The organism is Qaidamihabitans albus, assembly GCF_016464705.1.
In the GTDB taxonomy this organism is placed as follows: domain Bacteria; phylum Actinomycetota; class Actinomycetes; order Mycobacteriales; family Pseudonocardiaceae; genus Qaidamihabitans; species Qaidamihabitans albus.
In genome coordinates this window covers 310,618-335,207 of record NZ_JAEHOB010000002.1, presented here as the reverse complement: position 1 = coordinate 335,207, position 24,590 = coordinate 310,618, and the positions used below count along the sequence as shown (strand labels likewise).

Sequence of the window (24,590 nt, the reverse complement as noted above, 5' to 3'; positions counted from 1 at the left end):
CAACGCATCCGATGCCGCATTGGGGGCGCTTCGGTGGTGGCGGGGGTGGCTAGGGGAGGTTGACCCAGATGGCGACGGCGGGTTCGGCGCCGGGGTTGTGGATGCGGTGCGGGGTGGTGGAGGGGAAGCGGATCGAGTCGCCGGGCCCCAGTTCGAAGTGGTCGAAGCCGATCTCCAGGTGCAGCCTGCCCGACTGGACGCTGCCCAGCTCGTGCCCGCCGTGCCGGAGCAGCTCGCCGTCCTGGTGCGAGCTCGAACCGGGCGGGTACGTCGACTCGTAGATCTCGACGCCCGGAACCGGCGCCGGGCTCAGCCTCCGGTATCGCACCCCGTCGCCAAGGGACAGGGTCGGCAGCTCGTCCGCCCTGGCCAGTACGACCTCGTCGGCCCCGGCGGCGGGCTCCGGCTCGGCCGCACCCTCGCCGAACGCGGCGGCCAGCGGCACGTCGAGCAGCGAGACGATCTGGAACAGCCGCGTCACCGAGGGACGCATCTTCCCGCGTTCCATCTGCGACAGCGCGCTCGGGCTGATGCCCAGTGAGCCGGCCAGCGCGCGCAGCGACATCCCGCGCTCGGTGCGCAGCGCCCGCAGGCGTGCCCCGAGCTCCTTGTCGTCGGGCGGTGCGCCGGGAACCATGCGCGGAGTCTACGGCCCCGGCCGGGAAGCGATCACTTCACAGGTGTTCAGTTATGGCTTCACAATGGCTAGGGTGGGGGCATGGATCTGGTGCTGCGTGCCGAGCGGATCGTCACGCCCGACGGCGAGACGTCCGGGTACGTCGCGGTCCGCGGCGGCACGATCGCCGCGGTCGGCCCGGCCGGCGCGGCGCCCTCGGCGGACCGCGTGGTGGAGCTCGGCCCCGGCGAGGTGCTCCTGCCCGGCCTGGTCGACACCCACGTGCACGTCAACGACCCCGGCCGCAGCGAGTGGGAGGGCTTCGAGACCGCGACCCGCGCGGCCGCGGCCGGCGGCGTCACCACGATCGTCGACATGCCGCTGAACAGCCTGCCGCCGACCGTCGACGTGGCCTCGCTCGAGGTGAAGCGCAAGGCCGCCGAGGGACGGGTGCACGTCGACGTCGGCTTCTGGGGCGGTGCGGTGCCCGGCAACACCGGCGAGCTGCGTGCCCTGCACGAGGCCGGGGTCTTCGGCTTCAAGTGCTTCCTGCTGCACTCCGGAGTCGACGAGTTCCCTCCGCTCGATCCCGGTGAGCTGGAAACGGACCTGCGTGAGCTGCACGGCTTCGGCGGGCTGATGATCGTGCACGCCGAGGACCCGGACACCATCGAGCACGCCCCGCCCGCACGTGGCCGCGGCTACGCGGGCTTCCTCGGCTCCCGCCCGCGCGCGGCGGAGAACGTCGCGATCGCGGGCCTCGTCGACCTCGCGCGTCGCACCGGCGCCCGGCTGCACGTCCTGCACCTGGCCTCGGCCGAGGCGCTGCCGCTGCTCGCCGCCGCCCGCAGGGACGGCGTGCCGGTCACCGTCGAGACCTGCCCGCACTACCTGAGTTTCACCGCGGAGGAGATCGGTGCCGGCGCCACGCAGTTCAAGTGCTGCCCGCCGATCCGGGAGGCCGCCAACCGGGAGCTGCTCTGGCAGGGCCTCGCCGACGGCGTCATCGACTGCGTGGTCAGCGACCACTCGCCGTGCACCCCGGAGCTCAAACACCTCGACACGGGGGACTTCGGCACCGCGTGGGGCGGGATCGCCGGGCTCCAGGTCGGCCTGCCCGCCGTGTGGACGCAGGCGCGGCAGCGCGGCTTCGCGCTCACCGACGTCGTGCGGTGGATGGCGGAGCGTCCCGCCGCGCAGGCGGGCCTGCACCGCAAGGGCGGCATCGCCGTGGGCAACGACGCCGACTTCTGTGTGTTCGCCCCCGACGAGGCGTTCGTGGTGGACGCGGCCGCGCTCGCCCACCGCAACCCGGTCAGCGCGTACCACGGCAGGCCGCTCGCCGGGGTGGTGCGGTCGGCCTGGCTGCGCGGCGAGCAGATCACCGGTGAGCGGCCGCGCGGGCGGCTGCTCGGCAGGGAGGAACAGTGAACGACCGTCCGGAGTGGACGAACCAGACCGAGCTGGCCTCGCGCCGGTTCGGTGGCACCGTGATGTGGGCGAGCGACGAGCTGTTCGCCGAGAAGGAGAACCTGCTCAACCCGTGGCGGCCCCGGCACCAGCCGGAGACGTTCGGCCCCAAGGGCCAGCTCTACGACGGCTGGGAGACCCGGCGGCGCCGCGAACCGGGCGACGACCAGGCGATCCTGCGGCTCGGCCTGCCCGGCGTGCTCGGCGGCGTGGTGGTGGACACCGCCTTCTTCAAGGGCAACTACCCGCCGTTCGTCTCCGTCGAGGCCTGCGACGTGGACGGCTATCCGGGTGTGGCCGAGCTGTCCGAAACGGACTGGGAGACGATCGTGCCCCGCTCGCCGGTCGCGGGGGACGCGGAGAACTTCTTCGCGGTGCACTCGCCTCGGCGCTCCACGCACGTCCGGCTGACCATGCATCCCGACGGCGGCGTGGCCCGGCTGCGCGTGCACGGCGCGGTCGTTTCCGACCCGCGCCTGCTCGATCTCGACGCGCTGGACCTGGCCGCGCTGGAGAACGGCGCGGTGTGCACCGACTGCAGCGACATGTTCTACTCCTCGCCGAGCAACATGCTCGCGCCAGGGCTGGCGGCCCACCAGGCGGAGGGCTGGGAGACGGCCCGCAGGCGTGACGACGGCAACGACTGGGCCGTCGTCCGGCTCGCCGGAGCCGGGATCGTCCGCTTCGCCGAGCTGGACACGAGCAACCTGCGCGGCAACGCGCCCGGCTGGGCGGCGCTGAGCGGCTCCGCAGACGGCGGGGAGTGGTTCGAGCTGCTGCCGAAGACCCGGCTGCAACCCGACACCCGGCACCGCTTCGCCGTGCCGGTGCGGCAGGAGGCCACGCACGTGCGGCTGGACATCTTCCCGGACGGCGGGCTGGCGCGGCTGCGGCTGTTCGGCGGCCTCACCGGGGAAGGCCGCGAGTCACTGCGGGCGCGTTTCGCCGCGACCCGCTCGTGAGTGTGAAACCGCGTTACCAATCGGAGCGGAAGTAGCCCGACAGATACAGCCTTCAGACCTGCGAGTTCGGCTTCTTTCGCTTCGGGTTGGTAACCATCGCTCAGTAGAACGATGTTTCTCACTCACGAGGGGCCGAGCAGCTGGTGCAGGCGGTGCTCGCGTTCGGCTGGGGTCTGGCGCGGGCAGCTCGCGCACTTCTCGCCGCCGGTCGCCTCGTAGATGAGACAGCACGACGCGCGGCGCACCACCGGCTTGCGGCCCACGTGGACGAACCGGGGCCGGGGCAGCCGGGGGCCGATCGCCTCGGCGATCTCCGCCGCCAGCCGCATCGCGCGCCCGGGGTCGCCCACGGCCGATCCGGCCCACAGCAGCCGGTTCGCGACCGAGTCCCCGGCGACTGCCCACAGTGCGCGAGACGGCGCGCCGGTCACGGTCGCGATCGCCTCGACGGCGGCCTCCAGCGCGGTGCCGAGCGCCGCCCCCAGCGCCGCCACGTCGCCGTCGAGCGCCCGCCGCGAGCGGGCATCGACATAGCGCCCGTCGGGGTACATGTCGAAGGTGATCGCGCCGAGCGCCGGATCGAGCGCCACGCCGGTGTGCACGAGCGATTCGAGTGGGGGCGCGACGAGCACCGAGGACGCCGAGTACCACCGGATCGTGCCGAGCACCCGGGGCGAGGCCCGCCCGTAGAGCCGGGTGGCGCGGTCGAGGTCCTCGCGCAGCCACGCGTGGTCAGCGAGCACGGTCGCCGGTACCGCCCGCGTCACGGCAGCCGCCGGTAGGCCGACACCTGGAACGACGTGGTCACGGTGACCTGCTCGCGCAGCGCGGCGAGCCGGTCACCGAGCCCGTCCCGGTGCAGGTGGCGCGCGTTCGGCCCCATCAGCACCACCTGGCGTGCCTCGGCGGGCGACAGCGTCACCGCGCCGCCGCACTCCTCCCGCGCCTCGAGGTCGAACCGGCCGCCGAACGCGGCGTCCAGGCGCTGCTCCTTGTCCTCGTCCACGTCGAGCAGCCCCAGCGGCCCGGCGAGCTCGCGGAGATGCCCGGCGGCCGGGGAGGCGACGAGCACCGCGCCGCCGGGCCGCAGCACCCGGTGGAACTCGGCGGCGCTGCGCGGCGCGAACACGTTGAGCACCAGGTCGGCCACCCCGGAGCCCACCGGCCAGGGCCGCCACAGGTTCCACACCGCGGCACCGATCCGCGGATGCGCCCTGGCCGCGCGGCGCAGCGCGGGCGCGGAGACGTCCAGTGCCAGTCCCGCAGCCTCGGGGCAGGCGTCCAGTACGTGCGCCAGGTAGTGGCCGGTGCCCGCGCCCGCGTCGACGACCAGCCCGGGACCGGGCCGCGTGGTCTCGGCGGCGCGTCTCGCCAGCAGCCGTGCCAGCGGCGCGTAGTGGCCCGAGCCGAGGAACGCGGCCCTGGCCGCGACCATCTCGGCCGTGTCGGCGGTGCCAGCCGGAACCTTCGCGTGCAGCAGGTTCACGTAGCCCTGCCGCGCGAGGTCGAACGAGTGCCGCCGCTCGCAGCGCAGGCTGTGCCCGGTGAGCGCGAGCGGCTCCCCGCAGACGGAGCAGCGAAGGGCCGCCAGCACCGCGCGCGGTATCGGCTCCGCGGCCGTCCGGGGCGAGGTCATGACCTTATTCGACCACGAGGTTTCGGGAACGGACGAATCGGCACCATCGCCCGGAAACGCAGCCGTAACAAGTCCGGTGAATTGGTTCACAGTGCCGAAACGTCCAGCGCCATTCCGTGCAACACGGCTTTCCCATGCTGTGCCCCATGCAAATGAGCGTTATGCACGCTTGCTGGTTCGCCAGCCGTCCGCCTTGTCGCCTGCATCCAGCCGCCACGAGCCGCTCTCCGCAGGCTCCGAGCGGCCCCCGTCGACTGGATTGTGCATAACCCTCACCGTGCCCCAATCGCGAGTTCAGCGACTGGCTCCCGAAGGAGGATAAGCGTGGAAGGGAATACGGCCTGGCTGCTCACCAGCGCCGCTCTGGTGCTGCTGATGACACCGGGGTTGGCGTTCTTCTACGGTGGCATGGTCCGCTCGAAGAGCGTGCTGAACATGCTCATGATGTGTTTCGGCGCGATCGGCCTGATCGGTGTGCTGTGGGTCGTCTACGGCTACTCGATGGCCTACGGCACCGACATCGGCGGCCTTTTCGGCAACCCGTTCGACTATCTCGGCGCCAGCGGCCTGATGACCGCGGCGGGCGACCCCACGGCGGGGACCGTCGACATCGCCTTCCAGGGCATGTTCGCGATCATCACCGTAGCGCTCATCGCCGGTGCGGTCGCCGACCGGATGCGGTTCGGCTCCTGGCTCGTCTTCGGCGGCCTGTGGGGGACGCTGGTTTACTTCCCGGTCGCGCACTGGGTCTGGGGTGACGGCGGCTGGATCGGTGAGATGGGCGCGCTCGACTTCGCCGGTGGCACCGCGGTCCACATCAACGCCGGTGCCGCGGCGCTCGGCCTTGTGCTCGTGCTCGGCAGGCGCGTCGGCTGGCCGAGGGAGCCGATGAAGCCGCACAACCTGCCGTACGTGATGCTCGGCGCGGGCCTGCTGTGGTTCGGCTGGTTCGGCTTCAACGCCGGTTCGGCCTACGCCGCCGACGGCGTCGCGGGCATCGCGTTCCTGAACACCGTCACCGCCACCTGTGCCGCGATGCTCGGCTGGCTGCTGCTGGAGCGCATCCGGGACGGCAAGGCGACCAGCCTCGGTGCCGCGTCCGGTGTCGTGGCCGGCCTGGTGGCCATCACGCCCGCCTGCGCCTACGTCGACACCTGGGGCGCGCTGGCGATCGGCGCCATCGCGGGCATCCTGTGCGCGCTGGCCGTCGGGCTGAAGTACCGGCTCGGCTACGACGACTCGCTCGACGTGGTCGGCGTGCACCTCGTCGGCGGCCTCGTCGGCACCGTGCTGCTCGGCTTCGTCGCCACCACCAACGTGGGCACGGACGGCGCCGACGGCCTGTTCTACGGCGGTGGCGCCGGTCAGCTCGGCACGCAGGTGATCAGCGCGGTCGCCGTGATGCTGTACTCGATCGTCATCGCCGCGCTCCTCGGTCTCCTGCTCAAGGTGACGACGGGCGCGCGGGTCACCGCCGAGGAGGAGGTGGCCGGCATCGACGAGGCCGAGCACGCCGAGTCGGCCTACGACTTCGCCGGTGGCCGTGGCGGACGGCCCGCTTCCGTGGACACCTCGGTGGTGTCCGGTGGCTCCAAGAAGCTGGAGGAGAGCAAGCCATGAAGCTGATCACGGCTATCGTCAAGCCGTTCACGCTCGACGACATCCGCGCCGCACTCGAACAGCTGGGCGTGCTGGGCATGACGGTCAGTGAGGTGCAGGGCTACGGCAGGCAGAAGGGCCACACCGAGGTCTACCGCGGCGCCGAGTACGCCGTCGACTTCGTGGCCAAGCTGCGGGTCGAGGTCGTGACCGACGACGCGAACGTGGAGAAGGTCATCGACGCGATCGTCGGCTCCGCGCACACCGGCAAGATCGGCGACGGCAAGGTCTGGGTGACGCCGGTGGACACCGTGATCCGGGTCCGCACCGGCGAACGCGGCGCCGACGCTCTTTAGGCGCGGGCACGTGGTCGTCGGGGGGCTCGTCGAGGCGGCGAACAGACTGCTGGAAGGCCGGCACGGCAGGCTCGGTGCCTCGGCACTGCGGACCGCGCTGGTCGACCTGTACGAGTTCTGGCTGGGCAGGGCCGCCACGGCGGCCGGCGTGGGCACCGGTGCACCCGGTGTCGCGCTGGCCGCCGTCGGCGGCCTCGGCCGCCGGGAGCTCGTGCCGTTCTCCGATCTCGACCTGGTACTGGTGCACGACGGAGATCCGGGCATCGGCGCGGTGGCCGACGCGCTCTGGTACCCCCTGTGGGACGCCGGGGTCGGCCTGGATCACTCGGTCCGGACGCCCGCAGAGGCGCTCCAGGTCGCCGCGGGCGATCTGCGTACCGCGATGGGGTTGCTGGACGTGCGGCACCTCTCCGGTGAGCAGGCACTCACCGCCCGGCTTGCCTCGGCGGCGCGGGAGCAGTGGCGGCGCACCGCGCGCAAGCGGCTGCCCGAGCTGGCGGACTCGGCCCGTGCCCGCTGGCGGCGCAGCGGGGAGGTCGCGCAGTCGGCTGAGCCGGACCTGAAGTACGGCCGCGGCGGGTTGCGGGACCTCGGCCTGCTGGACGCCTTCGCGGCGGCGCAGCTGACCGACCGGCCCGGCGAGGAGCTGCGCGCGGCGCGTGAACTACTGCTCGACGTGCGCACGGAGCTGCGCCGGGAGCTGCGCCGCGACCGCGACGTGCTCGGTGCGGCGGACGCCGACGCGGTCGCCGCCGAGCTCGGCCTCGGCGACCGGTTCACGCTGGCGCGCCGGCTGTCCGGTGCAGGCCGGGCGGTCGCCTACGCGGTCGACGTCGCTTTGAGGTCCACAGTGTCCACGGTGTCCACAGTGTCCATAGCGGACGGCCCGAGGGGGATGTTCGGCAGGCGCCCCACCCGGACGCCGCTGGACGACGGGGTGGTGCTGCACGGCGACGAGGTCGCGCTGGCCCGCGACGCCGTGCCGGCCCGCGATCCCGGCCTGCTGCTGCGGGTGGCCGCCGCTTCGGCCCGATCGGGCAGGCCCATCTCGCCAGGCACGCTGCGCACGCTCACCGACTCGGCGCCCGAGCTGCGGGCTCCGTGGCCCGGCCCGGCGCGGCGCGCGCTGACGGAGCTGCTCGGCGCGGGGGAGGGACTCGTCGACGCGGTGGAGGCGCTCGACCGCGCGGGACTGTGGGCCAGGCTGTTCCCGGAATGGGGTGCCGTGCGGGACCTGCCGCCACGGGAGCCGGTGCACACCTGGACCGTCGACCGCCACCTCGTTCGGGCCTGCGTGGAGGCGGCCCGGCTCACCACCACCGTGTCGCGGCCGGACCTGCTGCTGCTCGGCGCGCTGCTGCACGACATCGGCAAGGGCCGCGAAGCCGACCACTCCGAGCTGGGCGCGAAGATCGCCGCACAGGTGGCCGCCCGGATCGGGCTTTCCGAGGTGGACTCCGGCCTGGTCGCCGGGATGGTCCGCCACCACCTGCTGCTGCCGCACACCGCGACTCGGCGCGACATCAGCGAGCGGGAGACCGTCGAGCGCGTGGTGCGGACGGTGGACGGGGATCCCGCGCTGCTCGACCTGCTGCGCGCGCTGGCGGAGGCCGACTCGCTGGCCACCGGCCCCGGAATGTGGAGCGACTGGAAGGCGGGCCTTGTCGCCGAGCTGGTGAGCCGCTGCCGCGAGGTGCTGCACGGCAACGGGCTCGCCGTCCCCGACCCGCTGAGCGAGGACCAGCGGGAGCTCGCCGCCGCCGCCGTGCGCTCCGGCAGGGGTGAGGTGCGGATCAGCGCCGAGGGCAAGCTCGCGACCGTCGTGCTCGCCGTCCCCGCCGGTGCGGAGCTGCTGGCCCCGGCGGCGGGCGTGCTCGCGCTGCACTCGCTCGAGGTGCACACGGCGGAGCTGCGCGGCCACGAAGGCGGCAGGGTGGGCGTGTTCACGGCGTCCCCGAAGTTCGGCTCGCTGCCCGATCCGGCGCTGCTGCGGGAGCAGTTCGCCAGGGCGGTCGCCGGCGGCCTCGCGCTGAGCCGGAGGCTCGCGGAGAAGGAGCGCGCCTACGCACATCCCCGGGCCGAGCGGGTGGCGCCGAGGGTGCTGTGGTTCGACGGGGAGACCAGCGGGCCCAGCACGGTCGTGCTGGAACTGCGGGCACCCGACCGGATCGGCCTGCTCTACCGGGTGGCCGGGGCGCTGCGAAGCTGCGACGCGCGGGTGCGCTGGGCCAAGGTGGCGACCCTGGGCACGGCGGTCGTCGACTCGTTCGCCGTCTCACCTGGGCACGGGAGCCTCGACGCCGAGTGGCGGGGGAGGGTCGAGCGGGAGGTGCTTGCCGCGGCGCGAGGTGAGTAGTTCTGCGTAGCACCACTGGGTGTCCTCACGCTGCCGCCGGGCTCCGCGGCCCGGCAGGCTGAGTGTCGTCGCGGTGCGGTGCCCGGTCCGGGGCGGGGATCGCCCGGTACTGGGGGTCGGGCGGGCCCGCGGGTCCACGGGGGCGCCGTGCGGGGGCAACGGTCGCCCGGCCGGTCTGTCGGAGGGAGCAGACCGGCCGGGCGGGCCGGTTCCGCCGGAGGATCAGTACCCTGGGGTGATGCCGGCCGGTGAGCCGGCCGAGTAACGACGACCCGCTGGAGCGTGCACACCCGTGTTCGACACCCTCTCCGATCGGCTCACGTCGGTCCTATCGAACCTGCGCGGCAAGGGGAAGCTCTCCGACGCCGACATCGACGCGACCGCGCGCGAGATCCGTGTCGCGCTGCTGGAGGCCGATGTCGCGCTGCCCGTGGTGCGGGCCTTCATCGCGCGGATCAAGGAACGTGCGAAGGGCGCCGAGGTCTCCCAGGCCCTCAACCCCGCGCAGCAGGTCGTCAAGATCGTCAACGAGGAGCTCGTCGGGATCCTCGGCGGTGAGACCCGCAGGCTGCGCCTGGCGAAGAACCCGCCGACCGTCATCATGCTCGCGGGCCTGCAGGGCTCCGGTAAGACCACACTCGCGGGCAAGCTCGCGATGTGGCTCAAGAAGCAGGGGCACGCGCCGATGCTGGTGGCGTGCGACCTGCAGCGGCCGAACGCCGTCACCCAGCTTCAGGTGGTCGGTGAGCGGGCCGCCGTGCCGACGTTCGCGCCTGAGCCCGGCAACGGGGTCGGCGACCCGGTGGACGTCGCCCGGCGCAGCATCGACGAGGCCAAGCGCGCGCAGCACGACATCGTCATCGTCGACACCGCGGGCAGGCTGGGTGTCGACGAGGAGCTGATGCGGCAGGCCGCCGACATCCGCGACGCCGTCAGCCCGGACGAGACGCTGTTCGTCGTCGACGCGATGATCGGCCAGGACGCGGTGACCACCGCGGAGGCGTTCCGCGACGGCGTCGGCTTCTCCGGCGTGGTGCTCACCAAGCTCGACGGTGACGCGCGCGGCGGTGCGGCGCTGTCCGTGCGGCACGTCACCGGCGAGCCGATCCTGTTCGCCTCCAACGGCGAGAAGCTCGAGGACTTCGACACCTTCCACCCGGACCGCATGGCCAGCCGGATCCTCGGCATGGGCGACGTGCTCACCCTGATCGAGCAGGCCGAGCAGGCCTTCGACCAGGACAAGGCCGAGGAGGCGGCGGCCAAGCTCGGCACCGGCGACATGACCCTCGAGGACTTCCTCGAACAGATGCTCGCCGTGCGCAAGATGGGGCCGATCGGCAACCTGCTCGGCATGCTGCCCGGCGCCGGTCAGATGAAGGACCAGCTCGCCGGGGTCGACGACAAGCACCTGGACCGGTTGCAGGCCATCATCCGCGGGATGACCCCGGCCGAGCGGGCCGACCCGAAGATCATCAACGCGTCCCGCAGGCAGCGCATCGCGCGCGGGTCCGGTGTCGCCGTGCGCGAGATCAACGACCTGGTGAACCGCTTCTACGAGGCGCGCAAGATGATGCAGCAGATGGCCGGCCGGTTCGGCTTCGGCGGCGCGCCGGGTGGTGGCGGCAAGAAGAACCGCAAGGGCAAGAAGGGGAAGAAGGGCAAGGGGCGCGGCCCCACGCAGCCCAAGGTGCGCGGCGGCTTCCCCGGCGGGATGCCCGGCCTGCCGCCGGGTGCCTTCCCCGGTGCCGGTGGCGGCACGGGCGGGAGCGCGCCGTCCGAGCCCTCGCAGCTCGGTGGCGGGCTGAACGACCTGCCACCCGGGTTCGACCCCTCGAAGATCAAGCTGCCGAAGAAGAAGTAGCGCGGTATGTCCGTGCTCCATCTGCGTGGTGTCGTGCTGCCCGGCGACGCCGAGCGCGACGTGTGGATCAGTGACGGCCGCATCTCGTTCGAGCCGGTCGAGGGCGCCCGGATGCTGGAAGGCGGCTTTCTGGTGCCGGGGCTGGTGGACGCGCACTGCCATCCCGGCATCGGCATCGGCGGGCCGACGACGCTGGCGGAGGCGACCGAGCAGGCGCTGGCCGACCGCGACGCCGGCACGCTGCTGATCCGCGACTGCGGCGTGCCGATCGACATCCGCCCCCTGCAACGCCGGGCCGACCTCCCGCGCATCATCCGCGGCGGCAGACATCTCTCGCTGCCCAAGCGCTATATCCCGGGGCTGGGCATCGACCTCGACAACCCGGACGACCTGCCCGGCGCCGTGGCCGAGCAGGCCGCCGACGGCGACGGCTGGGTCAAGCTCGTCGGCGACTGGATCGACCGCTCCGTCGGTGACCTGGCCCCGCTGTGGCCGGAGGACGTGCTCGCCGAGGCCGTCAAGGTGGCCCACGAGGCGGGGGCGCGGGTGACCGCGCACGTGTTCGGCGAGCAGGCGCTGCCCGGCCTCGTGCACGCCGGCATCGACTGCATCGAGCACGGCACCGGACTGAGCGGCGACCTGCTGCGCGAGATGGCCCGCCAGGGCACCGCGCTGGTGCCGACACTGATCAACATCGAGAACTTCCCGGCGATCGCGGACCAGGCGGCGAAGTACCCGGTCTACGCCGCGCACATGCGGGCCCTGCACGCGGGCGTCACCGACATGGTCGGTGCGGCTCTCGACGCCGGGGTCGCGGTGTACGCGGGCAGCGACGCGGGCGGGCAGGTGGAGCACGGCAGGCTCGTCGACGAGATCGAGGCGCTGCACCGCGCGGGCATGACCGCCGAGCAGGCGCTGGGCGTGGCCTCCTGGGCGGCGCGGGACTGGCTCGGTGAGCCCGGCATCACGCAGGGCGCTTCGGCGGACCTGCTGGTTCTCGACGAGGACCCGCGCACGGATCTCGGCGCCCTGCGCCGTCCCCGGCACATCATCCTGCGTGGCGCACTGGTTCCCTGACGGCCGGTCACGGGCCGGCGTGGCGCGAATGCGCTGTGCCACATAGCGTGGAGAGGCGGGCAGCGGCGACTCGGGAGGTGCGGTGGAGCAGGAGGACGGTCCACCGCCGGTTCGTGAGGGGCTGGTCCTCGGCGCGCACTGGGGGTTTCTGACCTTCTTCGCCGGTCTCGGCGGCTACTACCTGCTGTCACTGGTGCTGGCCGCGTTCGCCTCGGGAGCCTCGACCGGGGCCGAGCCGCTCGACCTGCCCGATCTGGGGCCGGTGGTGCTGCTGGCGTTCGTCCCGAACCTGCTTCTCGGGCTCGCCCCCGCGATCGGCTCCCGGCGGTGGGGGCGCGGGCTGCGTGCCGACTTCGGGCTGCTGCCGAACGGCCGGGACGTCAAGGTGGGTCTTGCCTGCGGCGGGTTCGCCCTGCTCGCCGGTTACCTGCTGAACCTGCTGCTGCTCGGGATCTACGGCCCCGAGCGGATGAGTACCCCGCTCACGGAGATCTTCGAGGGCATCTCGGCCAGCACGCTCTGGCTCGTCGTCGCGGCGCTCATGGTGGTGCTGGCCGCGCCGCTGACCGAGGAGCTGCTCGTGCGCGGCGCGCTGTGGAACGCGCTGCGACACTACCGGGTCCCCGGCTGGGGGGTGCTGCTGCTGACCTCGCTGGTTTTCGCGCAACTGCACGGCGAGCCGGAGCGGCTGATCGGCCTGCTCGGGCAGGGCATCGCGATCGGCTCGGCCCGCCTGATCACCGACCGGGTGGGGGCCAGCCTCGTCGCGCACGGCGCGAACAACCTGCCGCCCGCATTGCTGCTGTTCGCCGCGTCGTGAGGTGGGTGACCAGCCCGCTAGGCTCGGCCGCCGGCAACGAACCAACTGGAGGATCGGCGTGACGCCACCGCAACCCCGCGAGCCGGTGCCGGAGACCGACAGCACGGTCGCGGGTTCGCCCGCCGCGGACGAGGTGGCCGCGCCGGCGGGTCCGCTCCCGCACAGATGGGGCTTCGGGGCGTTCCTCTTCGTCGAGGCGGTGCTGCTGGCTTCCGCCGCGTTCGTCGGCGTGCTGCTCGGGCGGCCCGCCGACGGCGGTCCGATCCCGGTGCGCGACGTGCTCATCGGCACGATGGCGCCCACGATGATCGCCGCGTTCGTGGCGCTGGTGATCACCAAGGTGCGGGGCAACGGCCCGTTCGCCGACCTGAGGCTGTCCTGGCGCTGGGACGACGTCAAGATCGGCCTGAAGTTCGGTGTGCTCGGGCTGGTGTGCACGAGCATCGGCGCGTTCGTGTGGACCAGGTTGGTCGGCGAGCAGCGGGCCACCTCGGCGATCAGCGCGCTGATCGAGGACCAGCCGATGTCGGTGTCGGCCGCGGTCACGATGTTCCTCTACCTGTGGCTGCTCGGTCCGATCTGCGAGGAGATCATCTATCGCGGCCTGCTGTGGGGCGCGACCGAACGGCTGCAGTGGGGCAAGGAGAAGTGGGGCAGGGTCGCGGCGTTCGTGCTGTCGACGGCGGTGTTCGCGGTGAGCCACCTCGAGCCGCTGCGTACCACGCTGCTGCTCGTGATCGCCGTGCCGATCGGCCTCGCGCGACTGGTCACCGGCCGCCTCCTGGGCAGCATCGTCGCCCACCAGATGAACAACTTCCTCCCGGCGCTCGCCATCCTGCTCACCGCGCTGGGCCTGGTCACCTACTAGCTTCGTGAGTGGCTACGCGAGTTAGAACTCGCGTAGCCACTCACGAGACAGACAGCCACAGGTGCACGGCCAGGCCGAGACCGCCGAGCGCGACCGCGAGCCGCAGCGGCCGTTCCGGCAGCCGCCGCACGACGGCCGGGCCGGTCCAGCTGCCGAGCAGGCACCCGATCGCGAGCACTCCCGCGGCGGCCCAGTCGACCGGCGCGAGGAACGCGTAGGTGACCGCGGCGGTGACGTTGGCGGCGCCGGTGACGACGTTCTTCACCGCGTTCGTCACCGGCAGCGGCTCGGTCGCGGAGACCGAAAGGACGGCGAGCATCAGCACCCCGGCCGCCGCGCCGAAGTAGCCGCCGTACACACCCACGAGCACGACCGCGCAGGCCAGCGGCAGCATCGAAGGCGGCGCGCCGGCCCGGGCCCTGGCCCGGTCGTCGGCGGCGCCGCGCAGCCGCTCGCGGGCCAGCAGCAGCACCGATCCGAGCGCGATCAGCCACGGCACGATCAGCTCGAACGCCTCGGCCGGCGTGGTCAGCAGCAGGACCGCGCCCACCGAACCACCCAGCACGGCCAGCGCGACCAGCCTGATCAGTCGCCGCCGCTGGTCCCGCAGCTCCCGCCGGGAGCCGGCCGCCGCGCCCACGGTCGTGGAGAACATCGCGACGGTGTTGGTGACGTTCGCGGCGATCGGCGGCAGCCCGGCCGCGAGCAGCGCGGGATAACTGAACAGCGAGGCGAGTCCGGCGATCGATCCGGCGAGGCCCGCGGCGACACCGGCGAGGACGAGCAGCGCGACCGAGCCGGGGTCCACCTACGTTCCGGACGGGGGCTCGGCGGTCACCACGAGGTTCACCGGCGCCATCCGCTCGATGGCGAGCCGGGTCCGCTCCATCGCTTCGATGATCTCCGCGCGCCTGCCCTCGTGGAGGTTTCCGAGCGGGACGGAGCAGCTGATCGCGTCGGTGGCCGGGCTCGCGTACCGCAGCGCGAAGCCGAAGCAGGTCACGCCCGCGTAGTTCTCCTCGTCGTCGATCGCGTACCCCCGCTCCCTGGTCAGCTCCAGGTCCCGGACGAGCGCGTCGTAGTCGACGATCGTGTTCGGGGTCAACGGCGTGAACTCGCGCGGAAGGTGGGCGTCGAGGCCCTGGCCGAGCCGCTCGGCCAGCAGCGACTTGCCCATCGCCGTGCTGAACGCGGGCAGCCTCCGGCCGACCCGGCTGAACGGCCGCAGATACTGGCTCGACTCCTTGGTGGCGAGGTAGACGATGTCGCCCCGGTCGAGCCTGCCGAAGTGGATGGTCTCGTCCAGCTTGACGCTCAGGTCGTTGATGTGCGGCTGAACGATGCGCAGGTACGGATCGGTGTCCAGGTACGTCGTCCCGGCCAGCAGTGCGCGGATGCCGATGCTGTAGAGCGTCCCGGTCTCGTCGGTGCGGACCCAGCCGCGCTCGCTGAGCGTCCGGATCAGGGCATAGATGCTGCTGCGCGGTGCGTCGAGTGCCTCGCTCAGCTCGCGCAGCCGGGCCGGCCGGTTCTGCCGGGTGGCGAGGAGTTCGAGAAGTTCGACGGTGCGGGCCGCCGACTTCACGTCACGCACGCCGGGACCTGGAACTCGGTCACTGTCCACGGTCGGCAGCCTAGCAACTCGCGAGCGAGACTTCTCCACATACAACCATTAGCTTCATATGTAGACAGATCCACGGTCGTATATACCGGGACGAGGCCACGCTTCCGCCGAAGCTCCCGGGCGGCCCGGTGGCGATTCCCGCCGCTCGACGGCGTCCCGATGCTCCCCGCGACCGCCCGATCCGGGGCATCTGGCAGAATAGGCGATTGCCTGCTCCGGACCGGACCCTCTCACCGAGCCGGGGCTGCCACTTACCTGCACCTGACTGCGGGCACTCGCATCCGGCTCCCCACTCGGATCGTGCCCCGGCCCGAGCACCGAGAGAACTGAGGAGTACCCACACCCGTGGCCGTCAAGATCAAGCTGCAGCGCCTCGGCAAGATCCGTGCGCCGTACTACCGCATCATCGTCGCCGACGCGCGTAACCGCCGCGATGGCAAGGTCATCGAGACCATCGGCAAGTACCACCCCAAGGTCGAGCCGAGCCTCATCGAGGTGGACTCCGAGCGCGCCCAGCACTGGCTGAAGGTCGGCGCGCAGCCCACCGAGCCGGTGCAGCGCCTCCTGGAGATCACCGGCGACTGGCAGAAGCACAAGGGCCTGCCCGGTGCCGAGGGGCGGCTCAAGGCCCCCGAGCCGAAGCCGTCGAAGCAGGACCTGTTCAACGCCGCGCTCGCGCAGGCCGGCGACCAGCCCGCCACCGAGGCGACCACGCCGAAGAAGCGGGGCGGCGGCAAGAAGGCCGAGGGTGAGAAGGCCGAAGGCGAGAAGAAGGCCGAAGGCGGCAAGGCCGAGGGCGAGAAGGCCGAGAGCGAGAAGAAGGCCGAGGCGTGAGCTTCCTGGCCGACTCGCTCGAGCATCTGGTGCGCGGCATCGTCGACAACCCGGACGACGTCCGGGTCGAGCTGGTCACCACCCGCCGGGGCCGCACCCTCGAGGTGCACGTCCACCCGGACGACCTCGGCAAGGTGATCGGGCGCGGCGGCCGCACGGCGACCGCGCTGCGCACCGTGATGGGTGGCATCGGTGGACGGGGCGTCCGGGTCGACGTCATCGACACCGACCGCTGACACGAACACGGATGCAGGTCGCGGTCGGCCGGGTGGCCAAGGCGCACGGTATCCGCGGTGAACTCGCCGTGGACGTGCGCACGGACTCCCCGGAGGAGCGCTTCGCCGAGGGTGCCGTGCTGACCGGAAGGGCCCGGGACGGCAGCACCTGCGAACTCACCGTGGCAGCCGCCCGCGAACACAGCGGGCGGCTGCTGGTGCGTTTCGCCGAGGTTCCCGACCGCGACACCGCGGACACGCTGCGCGGTGTGCTGCTGCTCGCCGACACCGCGGACCTGCCGCCGACCGGTGATCCGGACGAGTTCTACGACCACGAGCTGGAGGGCCTGCGCGCCGAGCTGCGCGACGGGACGACGGTCGGCACCGTGCGCGAGGTCCTGCACTCGCCCGGCGGAGAACTGCTCGCGCTCGACCGTGAGGGCGGCGAGGTGCTGGTCCCGTTCGTGCGCGCGATCGTGCCGGAGGTGGACGTCGCGGGCGGCCGGGTCGTGCTCGACCCACCCGACGGGCTGCTGTAGGCGCCCATGCGCATCGACGTCGTCACGATCTTCCCCGAGTACCTCGACCCGCTGCGCGCGGCGTTGCTCGGCCGCGCGATCGACCGCGGCCTGATCGAGATCGGCGTGCACGACCTGCGCGACTGGACCCACGACGTGCACAGGGCGGTCGATGACGCGCCCTACGGCGGCGGGCCCGGCATGGTGATGAAACCGCAGGTCTGGGGCGACGCGCTGGACGATGTCTGTGGCGAGAGGACCCGGCTCGTCGTGCCCACCCCGGCCGGCAGGCCGTTCACCCAGCGGCTCGCGCACTCCTACGCCGCCGAGGAGCACCTGGTCTTCGCCTGCGGCCGGTACGAGGGCATCGACCAGCGGGTGATCACCGACGCGGCCCGGCGGATGCCGGTCGACGAGGTGTCCATCGGCGACTACGTGCTCGTCGGCGGCGAGGCGGCGGTGCTGGTGATCGCCGAGGCCGTGGTGCGGCTGCTGCCGGGCGTGCTCGGCAACCCCGTCTCGGCCGAGCAGGACTCGTTCTCCGACGGGCTGCTGGAGGGACCGAGCTACACGCGGCCGGAGGTGTGGCGGGACCTCGCGGTGCCCGAGGTGCTGCGTTCCGGCAACCACGCGCTGATCGAGCGCTGGCGCCGCGACCAGGCGCTGGAGCGAACCTATCGACGCCGCCCGGACCTGCTCGACCGCCTGCCGGAAGGTAGCCTGGACCAGCACGATGCCGAGGTGCTCCGGCGGCTGCGGGACCGCGGGGAGCAGGCCCGATAACCCGGCGCGTCGCGGCGTCTGCCATACTTGACCGGTTGGCGCGACGATCACGCGCCTGCCGAACCCCCTGGGCCCCCCGCTGTCAGGCAGGTGCGCGCCCGGATGTACGTGAAGCCATACCGAGGACGAGGACGGACCACCGATGAACACCCTGGACGCCCTGGACGCTCAGTCGCTGCGTTCCGACATCCCCAGCTTCCGGCCGGGTGACACGCTGAAGGTGCACGTCCGCGTCATCGAAGGCAACCGCGAGCGGAACCAGGTCTTCCAGGGCGTGGTCATCCGCAGGCAGGGTGGTGGCATCCGCGAGACCTTCACCGTGCGCAAGGTTTCCTTCGGTGTCGGCGTCGAGCGCACCTTCCCGGTGCACTCGCCGAACATCGCGAAGATCGAGGTGCACAAGAAGGGTGACGTCCGCAGGGCGAAGCTCTACTACCTGCGCGACCTGCGCGGCAAGGCCGCCAAGATCCGCGAGCGCCGCGAAACGCCCTCTGCCTCCTGAGTGCCCGGCCGGTTACCGTAACCTGGCGACGTGGTCGAACCCGTGCCCTCTCACGCCGCGGAAGATGAGCCGGAGCGCCCGGAGGACGGCGACCCGTCCCAGAACTCGGAGCCGGAATCCGGCCGCGCCGCGGGACGTGCTCGTCGGCAGCGCAGGCCCAAGAAGCAGCGTCCGTTCTGGAAAGAGCTGCCGATCCTCATCGTCGTGGCGCTCGTCCTGGCGTTCCTGATCCAGCAGTTCCTGGCGCGGGTCTACATGATCCCGTCCGGTTCGATGGAGGAGACGCTGCACGGCTGCCCGGGCTGCACACCCGACCGCATCCTGGTCGACAAGGTCACCTACGACTTCACCGATCCGGGACCGGGCGACGTCGTGGTGTTCCGTGGCCCGGACGCGTGGCTGGAGGGCGAGCCGCCCGCGCAGACGTCCAGCAACGGCGTCGCGCAGTTCTTCCAGAGCATCGGTTCGGCGTTCGGCCTCGCGCCGCCGGACGAGCGGGACTTCGTGAAGCGCATCATCGCGACCGGCGGCCAGACCGTCGAGTGCTGTGACGACAAGAACCGGGTGCTGGTGGACGGCCAGCCGCTCGACGAGCCCTACATCCACTGGGAGGGCGCCCCGGTGCAGCGGGACTTCGAACCGGTGACGGTGCCCGAGGGCACGGTCTGGGTGATGGGGGACAACCGCAACAACTCGTCCGACTCCCGTTACCAGGGTGGCGGCGGAGAGAACGGCGCGGTGCCGGTGGCCAACATCATCGGCAAGGCGCGGTTCATCGTACTCCCGCCGACCCGGTGGGGCACGGTGAGCGATCACAACCCGCAGGAATCCGCGGCGGCCACGGCGATGGGCGCTCCCGCGTGGCAGCAGGGCATGCCGCTTGGCGCCGGACTGATCGCGGCATGGCCTGTCGTGCTGGCCGGGCGCCGGACCGGCTCGGCGGTGCGCGGGGCGGTAGACCGGAGGCGGTAGCGGCCGTGAGTGCTGGACCCGCAGGTGCGCGAAGAGGCCGGGAGCTGGTGTCCTTGCTGCGCCCACCCCGGGCGGTGATCCGCGGCGAGACGTCCTGGGCGCTGCAGACGGCGCTGGACCGGCGCGGGCTCGGCCCGGTCGCGGGCGTCGACGAGGCGGGCCGTGGTGCGTGCGCGGGGCCGCTCGTGGTCGCGGCGTGCGTGCTGCGTCCCGGTGACGGCGCCCGGCTCACCGAGCTGACCGACTCGAAGCTGCTGGCCCCCGTGGCTCGGGAGCGCGTCTACGACCGGGTGCTGGCGCGGGCGGTGGACTACTCGGTCGTCGTGATCCCGCCCGAGGAGGTCGATGCGCTCGGCGTCCACGTGACGAACGTGGAGGGCATGCGGCGTGCGGTGGCGACTCTCGACGTGCGCCCCGGCTATGTGCTGACCGACGGCTTCCGGGTACCCGGCCTGCCTGCGCCGAGCGTTCCCGTGATCAAGGGGGACCGGGCGGTGGCCTGTGTGGCGGCGGCGTCGGTACTGGCGAAGGTCACCAGGGACCGCATCATGGCGGGGCTGCACGAGGAGCACCCGGTGTACGGCTTCGACGTGCACAAGGGCTACACCACGACCGAGCACGGCGAGGCGCTCACCGAGCACGGTCCCAGCGAGGTGCACCGCTGGTCGTTCGCCAACGTCGCGCATGCGGCGGTCGCGCACGGCAGGCTGCCCCCGCGCCGGGTCATGTTGAGTGCGGCGGCGCTACAGGCCAGCGCGCCGTCGCGTGCCGTGGGCGGCGACGTGAGTCAGAATGAACCTTCCGCCGACGACGGTGTGCGAGGCTTGCGAGGAGGGGCGCGGATTTCATGAGCGCAGAGGATCTCGAGAAGTACGAGACCGAGATGGAGTTGTCGCTGTACCGCGAGTACCGCGACATCGTCAGTCAGTTCTCGTACGTCGTGGAGACCGAACGGCGGTTCTACCTGGCCAACGCGGTGGACGTCCAGGTGCGCGACAGCGGCGGCGAGGTGTACTTCGAGGTGCGCATGTCCGACGCGTGGGTCTGGGACATGTACCGCCCGGCCCGGTTCGTGAAGAACGTCCGGGTCATCACGTTCAAGGACGTCAACGTCGAGGAACTCGACAAGCCGGACCTGCGGCTGCCCGAGGACGGGCCGTTCGGCGGCTGAGCCCGCCCGCCGTGCCTGGTCACCTCTCGTGAGTGCGCACGCGAGTTAGAACACTGCTACGCACTCACGACCGGTGACCTGCGGAAACAGTTCGCACTGGGCCGTTCCAGCAGGTTCGAAGGCAGGCTCTTAGCACGGCCCGCCGACGGTTCCGGCCGCTCCGCGGCTCCGGATGCACGGGTTGTCCACATAGGCCCGGTTGTCCACAGGTCCGGTCCACGGCCCTGGTCCGTCCCTGCCCGTCCCTGGCAACGTCGGGATCCGACGACGGTGAACAGGGAGATCCGGGGGTAGGGCATGAGCACCGCTGTGTGCGCCACGCGCGGAACGGGCCGGAGATCGCATCTGGCGCTCGCCCGCAGGGGAGAGGACGTCGCGGCCGCGTACCTGCGCGGCAAGGGCCTCACCGTGCTGTGCCGCAACTGGCGCTGCCGCGAGGGTGAACTCGATCTCGTCGCCACCGACGGCAGCGTGCTTGTCGTGTGCGAGGTGAAGACCCGCTCCGGCCCCGGGTTCGGTGCGCCGGCCGAGGCGGTCACCCCGGAGAAGATCGCGCGGATCCGGCGGCTGACGACGCGGTGGCTCACCGAGTTCCGCGTGGCGTGGTGCCCGATCCGGTTCGACGTCATCGCGATCGAGCACCGGCCGGGCGTTCGTCCCCGGATCCGGCACATCGTGGGGGCGTTCTGATGTCGCTCGCCCGTACCTGGTCGGTCGCGCTGCTGGGTCTCGACGGCCGCGTCATCGAGATCGAGGCGGACATCGGTGCAGGGATGCCGGGAACGAAGCTGGTCGGCCTGCCCGACCCGGGCCTGCGGGAGGCCAAGGACCGGGTCCGTGCCGCGGTGCGCAACAGCGGCGAGAAGTGGCCGGAGACCAACGTGACGCTGGGGCTGTCGCCGGCCAACCTGCCGAAGGTCGGCTCGGGCTACGACCTCGGTATCGCGGTCGCCGTGCTGGCCGCGTCCGGCTCGGTGCCGGCGACCGGCCTGGTCGGCACGGTGCTGCTCGGTGAGCTCGCCCTCGACGGGCGGGTCCGGCCCGTGCGCGGCGTGCTGCCCGCGCTGCTGGCGGCCCGCCGCGCCGGCTACCGGCGGGCCGTCGTACCCACCGAGTCGCTGCTCGAGGGCGCCCTCGTCGACGGGCTGGACGTGGCGGGAGCGGGCCGCCTCGTCGACGTCCTCGGCTGGCTGCGCGCCGAGCGCTCGCTCACTCCACCGGAGCCACCGCCGCCCGCCGAGCCCGCGGCCGGGCCCGATCTCGCCGATGTCGTGGGCCAGCCCGAGGCGCGCTGGGCGCTGGAGGTCGCCGCCGCCGGGGGCCACCACCTGCTGATGATCGGCCCGCCGGGCGTCGGCAAGACCATGCTCGCCAAGCGGCTGCCGGGTCTGCTTCCCGCGCTGTCGAGGGAGGAGTCCCTCGAGGTCACCGCCATCCAGTCGGTCGACGGTTCCCTCTCGCCGTCCGCGCCACTGGTGACGGTGGCTCCGTTCGTGGCGCCGCACCACTCCATCTCGGTGGCGGCGCTGATCGGCGGCGGCAGCGGCCTCGCGCTGCCGGGGGCGATCAGCCGCGCCCACCGGGGTGTGCTGCTGCTGGACGACTCCAGTAACTTGAATTCACACCATAGCCCTACAGAGGCGGGCTAGGCAACTGAGCGCGGCTATTCAGGCCGCTTCATCTCCCTGAGCTGCTGTTTCAGCCGCTCGACGTCCCAGCGGTGGTGACCGCCAGCCGTCGTCAGGTCCGGAGTCACGCGGCCCTCGCTGACCCAGCGTTGAAGCGTGCGCCGATCTACGCCGATCGCCTTCGCGGCGTCGGCGGTCGGAACAAGATCACCAGGCACGTTGCCTACGTTCGCGTACGTCCGGCGTGATCTCTACCTGGAAGCCGCGTATATCGCGAGTACGGCTGAACGAGTACGCTCGTCGCGTATGTCGCGATTAAGGCAGGTTGAGGCAGTGGACATGACGTTCGAGGACCGGCAAGGGGTCAATCACAAGCCGCGAACCGGGACTTTCAACGTGTCCCCTGAGCACGGCTGGGAGGCCATCGCGGAGTGCGGCCGGGTCGTCCGGCCGATGCTGTCGGAGGCCGAACAAGAGCCGGACAACTGTGGAGTGTGCTTCCCGGACACCGTAACGGCGGCTGGCAGTAGTACGACTGGGTACTCATGACTCCTGTGTATGAAGCCACGCCGCACGGTTGCCCTTTCGAGGGCTGTACAGAGCCCGTCACGAAGGTAACGGACGTATCGCGGTCACATGGGTCGTCTGACCCGTCACGCGTCGATGTCCGGTACATCTGCAACGTGGAGGACTACCACGTACCGGCTGGCTGGACCCCATACACCACCTAGGCCGACGGGCTGGCCGGTAACCTCCATGCCTGTCGGCCCGGAGGCTTGACGAGCCCCGCGGGCGCGGGGTCTAGGCACTCCTTGCCGTCCGGGTCGCTGAAATGCGCTCTGAGAGCCGCGACGTCCGCGAACGTCTGGTGACACCGGCGATGGTGGATTGCGCCGCGAGCGATGACACGGGCGCCCACAGGAGCCCCGTCCCAAGGGCGCCGGTACAGGCTGCACTCGGCGCAGACGCAGATACGGAAGTTAGCCACCGTTGGTCTCCCGCCACGCCTTCGCGTCGGCCCGTAGCCGCCGCTGTCTCTCTCGGTTGACGTCCCGGCGGCACTGCATACACAGCTTGAGTCCACGCCAGTGATAGATGTTCTCGCCGGTCTTCTCGTGGCCGTTCGGGCACAGCTCCACGGTAGGCACCTTCCTTACGAATTCGTTTTGGTAGGCAAAAAGAAATCCCCGGGCCCGAAGGCCCGGGGATCTCAGGGGATTAGCTAGCGCCGCCCGCGAAGTGCTTGATAGCGCCGGTCTGGTCGACCAGGAGGCCGTCCGCACGCTGGAGCGCGCGGAAGGTCACGAGGTCGTCATCAAACGCGAAGTCGTCCGACCGCTCGAAGCGGACACCGCCCGCAAGGCGGACGTAGACCTTCGACCAGTCACCGAAGAGCACCGACTTGGCACCAAGGCCAACGTTCGGGACGTTGGGGTCCACGAACACCGGACGCCCGAGCAGGGAGCCCGAAGCACCGGAACCGGCCGGAACGTTCACGTCGAACAGATACCGATCCTGGGTGTCCTTCAGCTTGCGGATCGCCGCAAGGGTCGTGTTGTTGACCATCCACGCCGCGGAGCTCGAACGCGCATACGGGGCGCTGACCGAGTGGTACAGGTCGATCAGGTCATCCGCGGCGAACGAACCCGTCACACCGGTACCGCCGGTCTTACCAGCGGTGGTGAGCCCGAGCACGCCCAGCGGCTCGGTGGTGCCCGCACCGGTCAGGAGGTCGGCACCGATCGCGGTGCCGAGCGCCCGGCCGGACTGCTCAGCCAGCCAGGCCAGCAGGTCAAACTCGGCATCAGTGGCGAGCTCGGTCGTGACCTGGACGAGATGCCCGTATTTGAAGGCGTTGAGGGCACGGGGCGTGGTGGTCGGCGCCGACTCCGGGATGGTCGTCCCCTCAGGGACGATCGCGGACGTCGAGTCCGCCGTACTGACCGGCACCTTGTACTCGCTGCCGGTCTCGGTCCGCACGACGGTTGCGCCGGCCAGAAGCACGGCACCGCCTTCGACCATGTGACGGACAAGCTGCCGAGCAAACGACGGGCTGGTGTTGCCCGTCCCGGTCGCCAGCGCGGCCCGGAGCTCCATCGCGGGCTGAGAGCCGCTACGGACGTCGAGGTCCGCGTGGATCGGGGTCCGGTCGTTCCGCAGCACAGCCGAGCGGAAAGCCTCGGCCGTAGCCCGGTCCCGGTCGCTGTAGCGCTGAGAGTTGCCGCCAATCCCGAGGGCAGTAAGCGCCTGCGAGCCAACGGCCCGACGCTCGGCGTCGGCCTCCAGCTCGCGCATACGCTCATCCAGGCCGTCCAGGTCCGCGGAGAGCGCCTGGTACTGCGACTCTTCGGTCCCGGTCAGGTCGCGCTTTTCAGCCTCGGCCCGGTCGAGAATCGAGCGCATCTGGTTCCAGGCACGCTCGCGCTTTTCTTTGATTTCTTTGGTGAGATAAGACATTTGAGTGTTCTCCAACAATCGAATTTCCCGCCGCCGGATAGCGGCAGATCGGATTGCCGGATTGATGAGCACAACGGGCTAGCTAAGCCCTCCCGGTGCCGCTACCTGCCGGGTTAAGTGCTGCCATCGTTCTAGCGGTTTTCGGGATGGGTTTCGCCCTGTCCCGGGCCCTAAAAGGGCATGAAAAAAGGCGCTCCCTCGAAAGGGAACGCCTGGAACGACTCGCCTGGAGTGGTCCGGTGGATTTCGTCCTGCCGGAACTTGG

At 71.5% G+C, this 24,590-nt stretch carries 26 protein-coding genes and 1 pseudogene; 19 read left to right on the top strand and 8 right to left on the bottom strand.

Going from position 1 to position 24,590, the window contains the following annotated elements:
- Positions 1-49: 49 nt before the first annotated feature.
- The gene (locus JAP66_RS04845) at positions 50-637 is read right to left on the bottom strand and encodes a helix-turn-helix domain-containing protein (RefSeq protein ID WP_199430329.1); all 588 of its coding nucleotides are present in this window, start codon (positions 635-637) and stop codon (positions 50-52) included.
- Between the two features lie 81 nt (positions 638-718).
- Here JAP66_RS04845 and allB point away from each other — a divergent pair, with 81 nt between their 5' ends.
- Both allB and alc read left to right on the top strand, forming a co-directional pair.
- The gene (allB, locus tag JAP66_RS04840) at positions 719-2,047 is read left to right on the top strand and encodes an allantoinase AllB (RefSeq protein WP_199430328.1); all 1,329 of its coding nucleotides are present in this window, start codon (positions 719-721) and stop codon (positions 2,045-2,047) included.
- The gene (alc, locus tag JAP66_RS04835; protein ID WP_199430327.1) at positions 2,044-3,048 is read left to right on the top strand and encodes an allantoicase; all 1,005 of its coding nucleotides are present in this window, start codon (positions 2,044-2,046) and stop codon (positions 3,046-3,048) included. Before allB ends, alc begins: the two co-directional genes overlap by 4 nt.
- A gap of 122 nt (positions 3,049-3,170) precedes the next feature.
- On the opposite strand, the gene JAP66_RS04830 is transcribed toward alc, so the two are convergent.
- Both JAP66_RS04830 and JAP66_RS04825 read right to left on the bottom strand, forming a co-directional pair.
- Positions 3,171-3,815, bottom strand: coding sequence for a (2Fe-2S)-binding protein (locus tag JAP66_RS04830; protein ID WP_199430326.1), 645 nt, complete (start codon positions 3,813-3,815; stop codon positions 3,171-3,173).
- Complete coding sequence (locus JAP66_RS04825) at positions 3,812-4,684, bottom strand: putative RNA methyltransferase (protein WP_199430325.1); 873 nt, start codon at positions 4,682-4,684, stop codon at positions 3,812-3,814. The genes JAP66_RS04830 and JAP66_RS04825 overlap by 4 nt, the downstream gene beginning before the upstream one ends.
- 324 nt (positions 4,685-5,008) lie before the next feature.
- Between JAP66_RS04825 and JAP66_RS04820 the strand changes: the two genes are divergently transcribed.
- The 7 genes from JAP66_RS04820 (at position 5,009) to JAP66_RS04790 (ending at position 13,621) form a co-directional block, all read left to right on the top strand.
- Positions 5,009-6,304 carry an ammonium transporter gene (locus tag JAP66_RS04820; RefSeq protein ID WP_199430324.1) on the top strand — a complete coding sequence of 432 codons (1,296 nt, stop codon included), beginning with the start codon at positions 5,009-5,011 and terminating at the stop codon, positions 6,302-6,304.
- Positions 6,301-6,639 carry a P-II family nitrogen regulator gene (locus tag JAP66_RS04815; protein WP_199430323.1) on the top strand — a complete coding sequence of 113 codons (339 nt, stop codon included), beginning with the start codon at positions 6,301-6,303 and terminating at the stop codon, positions 6,637-6,639. The genes JAP66_RS04820 and JAP66_RS04815 overlap by 4 nt, the downstream gene beginning before the upstream one ends.
- Positions 6,640-6,649: 10 nt before the next feature.
- Positions 6,650-8,995: a [protein-PII] uridylyltransferase gene (locus JAP66_RS04810; RefSeq protein ID WP_199430322.1), complete on the top strand. Its 2,346-nt coding sequence runs from the start codon at positions 6,650-6,652 to the stop codon at positions 8,993-8,995.
- Between the two features lie 292 nt (positions 8,996-9,287).
- A complete protein-coding gene (gene ffh, locus JAP66_RS04805) occupies positions 9,288-10,856 on the top strand; it encodes a signal recognition particle protein (protein WP_199430321.1) in 1,569 nt (522 codons plus the stop codon).
- Positions 10,857-10,862: 6 nt separating this feature from the next.
- On the top strand, positions 10,863-11,933 hold the full coding sequence (locus JAP66_RS04800; protein WP_199430320.1) for an amidohydrolase family protein: 1,071 nt from the start codon (positions 10,863-10,865) through the stop codon (positions 11,931-11,933).
- Between the two features lie 82 nt (positions 11,934-12,015).
- Positions 12,016-12,753 (top strand): CPBP family intramembrane glutamic endopeptidase, encoded by a 738-nt coding sequence (locus tag JAP66_RS04795; protein WP_199430319.1) that lies wholly within the window; start codon positions 12,016-12,018, stop codon positions 12,751-12,753.
- Positions 12,754-12,811: 58 nt separating this feature from the next.
- The gene (locus tag JAP66_RS04790) at positions 12,812-13,621 is read left to right on the top strand and encodes a CPBP family intramembrane glutamic endopeptidase (protein ID WP_199430318.1); all 810 of its coding nucleotides are present in this window, start codon (positions 12,812-12,814) and stop codon (positions 13,619-13,621) included.
- 40 nt (positions 13,622-13,661) lie between these two features.
- On the opposite strand, the gene JAP66_RS04785 is transcribed toward JAP66_RS04790, so the two are convergent.
- A complete protein-coding gene (locus JAP66_RS04785) occupies positions 13,662-14,429 on the bottom strand; it encodes a sulfite exporter TauE/SafE family protein (protein ID WP_199430317.1) in 768 nt (255 codons plus the stop codon).
- On the bottom strand, positions 14,430-15,245 hold the full coding sequence (locus tag JAP66_RS04780) for an IclR family transcriptional regulator (RefSeq protein WP_307849437.1): 816 nt from the start codon (positions 15,243-15,245) through the stop codon (positions 14,430-14,432).
- A gap of 345 nt (positions 15,246-15,590) precedes the next feature.
- Here JAP66_RS04780 and rpsP point away from each other — a divergent pair, with 345 nt between their 5' ends.
- The 10 genes and pseudogenes from rpsP to JAP66_RS04730 form a co-directional block, all read left to right on the top strand.
- The gene (gene rpsP, locus JAP66_RS04775; RefSeq protein ID WP_199430316.1) at positions 15,591-16,079 is read left to right on the top strand and encodes a 30S ribosomal protein S16; all 489 of its coding nucleotides are present in this window, start codon (positions 15,591-15,593) and stop codon (positions 16,077-16,079) included.
- A complete protein-coding gene (locus JAP66_RS04770; RefSeq protein ID WP_199430315.1) occupies positions 16,076-16,315 on the top strand; it encodes an RNA-binding protein in 240 nt (79 codons plus the stop codon). Before rpsP ends, JAP66_RS04770 begins: the two co-directional genes overlap by 4 nt.
- Before the next feature lie 11 nt (positions 16,316-16,326).
- Complete coding sequence (gene rimM, locus JAP66_RS04765; RefSeq protein ID WP_199430314.1) at positions 16,327-16,833, top strand: ribosome maturation factor RimM; 507 nt, start codon at positions 16,327-16,329, stop codon at positions 16,831-16,833.
- 6 nt (positions 16,834-16,839) lie between these two features.
- The gene (trmD, locus tag JAP66_RS04760; protein WP_199430313.1) at positions 16,840-17,595 is read left to right on the top strand and encodes a tRNA (guanosine(37)-N1)-methyltransferase TrmD; all 756 of its coding nucleotides are present in this window, start codon (positions 16,840-16,842) and stop codon (positions 17,593-17,595) included.
- 142 nt (positions 17,596-17,737) lie between these two features.
- Positions 17,738-18,097 (top strand): 50S ribosomal protein L19, encoded by a 360-nt coding sequence (gene rplS, locus JAP66_RS04755; RefSeq protein WP_199430312.1) that lies wholly within the window; start codon positions 17,738-17,740, stop codon positions 18,095-18,097.
- A gap of 30 nt (positions 18,098-18,127) precedes the next feature.
- Positions 18,128-19,069 (top strand): signal peptidase I, encoded by a 942-nt coding sequence (gene lepB, locus JAP66_RS04750; protein WP_307849435.1) that lies wholly within the window; start codon positions 18,128-18,130, stop codon positions 19,067-19,069.
- Between the two features lie 74 nt (positions 19,070-19,143).
- Positions 19,144-19,920, top strand: a complete 777-nt coding sequence (locus tag JAP66_RS04745; protein WP_307849457.1) for a ribonuclease HII — start codon at positions 19,144-19,146, stop codon at positions 19,918-19,920.
- Positions 19,917-20,240: a DUF2469 domain-containing protein gene (locus JAP66_RS04740; RefSeq protein WP_199430310.1), complete on the top strand. Its 324-nt coding sequence runs from the start codon at positions 19,917-19,919 to the stop codon at positions 20,238-20,240. The genes JAP66_RS04745 and JAP66_RS04740 overlap by 4 nt, the downstream gene beginning before the upstream one ends.
- Before the next feature lie 297 nt (positions 20,241-20,537).
- Entirely contained in the window at positions 20,538-20,930 is a 393-nt protein-coding gene (locus JAP66_RS04735; protein WP_199430309.1) for a YraN family protein, read from the top strand.
- Positions 20,930-21,850: pseudogene (locus tag JAP66_RS04730) on the top strand (YifB family Mg chelatase-like AAA ATPase); the annotation flags it as partial. The gene JAP66_RS04735 and the pseudogene JAP66_RS04730, both read left to right, overlap by 1 nt.
- A 53-nt stretch (positions 21,851-21,903) precedes the next feature.
- Here JAP66_RS04730 and JAP66_RS31995 read toward each other — a convergent pair.
- The 3 genes from JAP66_RS31995 to JAP66_RS04715 form a co-directional block, all read right to left on the bottom strand.
- Positions 21,904-22,086, bottom strand: coding sequence for a MerR family transcriptional regulator (locus tag JAP66_RS31995; RefSeq protein ID WP_199430308.1), 183 nt, complete (start codon positions 22,084-22,086; stop codon positions 21,904-21,906).
- Between the two features lie 762 nt (positions 22,087-22,848).
- Positions 22,849-23,007 (bottom strand): hypothetical protein, encoded by a 159-nt coding sequence (locus JAP66_RS04720; protein WP_199430307.1) that lies wholly within the window; start codon positions 23,005-23,007, stop codon positions 22,849-22,851.
- A gap of 79 nt (positions 23,008-23,086) precedes the next feature.
- Positions 23,087-24,397: a phage major capsid protein gene (locus tag JAP66_RS04715; RefSeq protein WP_199430306.1), complete on the bottom strand. Its 1,311-nt coding sequence runs from the start codon at positions 24,395-24,397 to the stop codon at positions 23,087-23,089.
- Positions 24,398-24,590: the final 193 nt, after the last annotated feature.

Bases quoted from the DNA above. Each gene is read 5' to 3' on its own strand.
- JAP66_RS04845 (WP_199430329.1), bottom strand. From the start codon at position 637: ATGGTTCCCGGCGCACCGCCCGACGACAAGGAGCTCGGGGCACGCCTG.
- allB (WP_199430328.1), top strand. From the start codon at position 719: ATGGATCTGGTGCTGCGTGCCGAGCGGATCGTCACGCCCGACGGCGAG.
- JAP66_RS04825 (WP_199430325.1), bottom strand. From the start codon at position 4,684: ATGACCTCGCCCCGGACGGCCGCGGAGCCGATACCGCGCGCGGTGCTG.
- JAP66_RS04815 (WP_199430323.1), top strand. From the start codon at position 6,301: ATGAAGCTGATCACGGCTATCGTCAAGCCGTTCACGCTCGACGACATC.
- JAP66_RS04800 (WP_199430320.1), top strand. From the start codon at position 10,863: ATGTCCGTGCTCCATCTGCGTGGTGTCGTGCTGCCCGGCGACGCCGAG.
- rimM (WP_199430314.1), top strand. From the start codon at position 16,327: ATGCAGGTCGCGGTCGGCCGGGTGGCCAAGGCGCACGGTATCCGCGGT.
- trmD (WP_199430313.1), top strand. From the start codon at position 16,840: ATGCGCATCGACGTCGTCACGATCTTCCCCGAGTACCTCGACCCGCTG.
- rplS (WP_199430312.1), top strand. From the start codon at position 17,738: ATGAACACCCTGGACGCCCTGGACGCTCAGTCGCTGCGTTCCGACATC.
- JAP66_RS04740 (WP_199430310.1), top strand. From the start codon at position 19,917: ATGAGCGCAGAGGATCTCGAGAAGTACGAGACCGAGATGGAGTTGTCG.
- JAP66_RS04735 (WP_199430309.1), top strand. From the start codon at position 20,538: ATGAGCACCGCTGTGTGCGCCACGCGCGGAACGGGCCGGAGATCGCAT.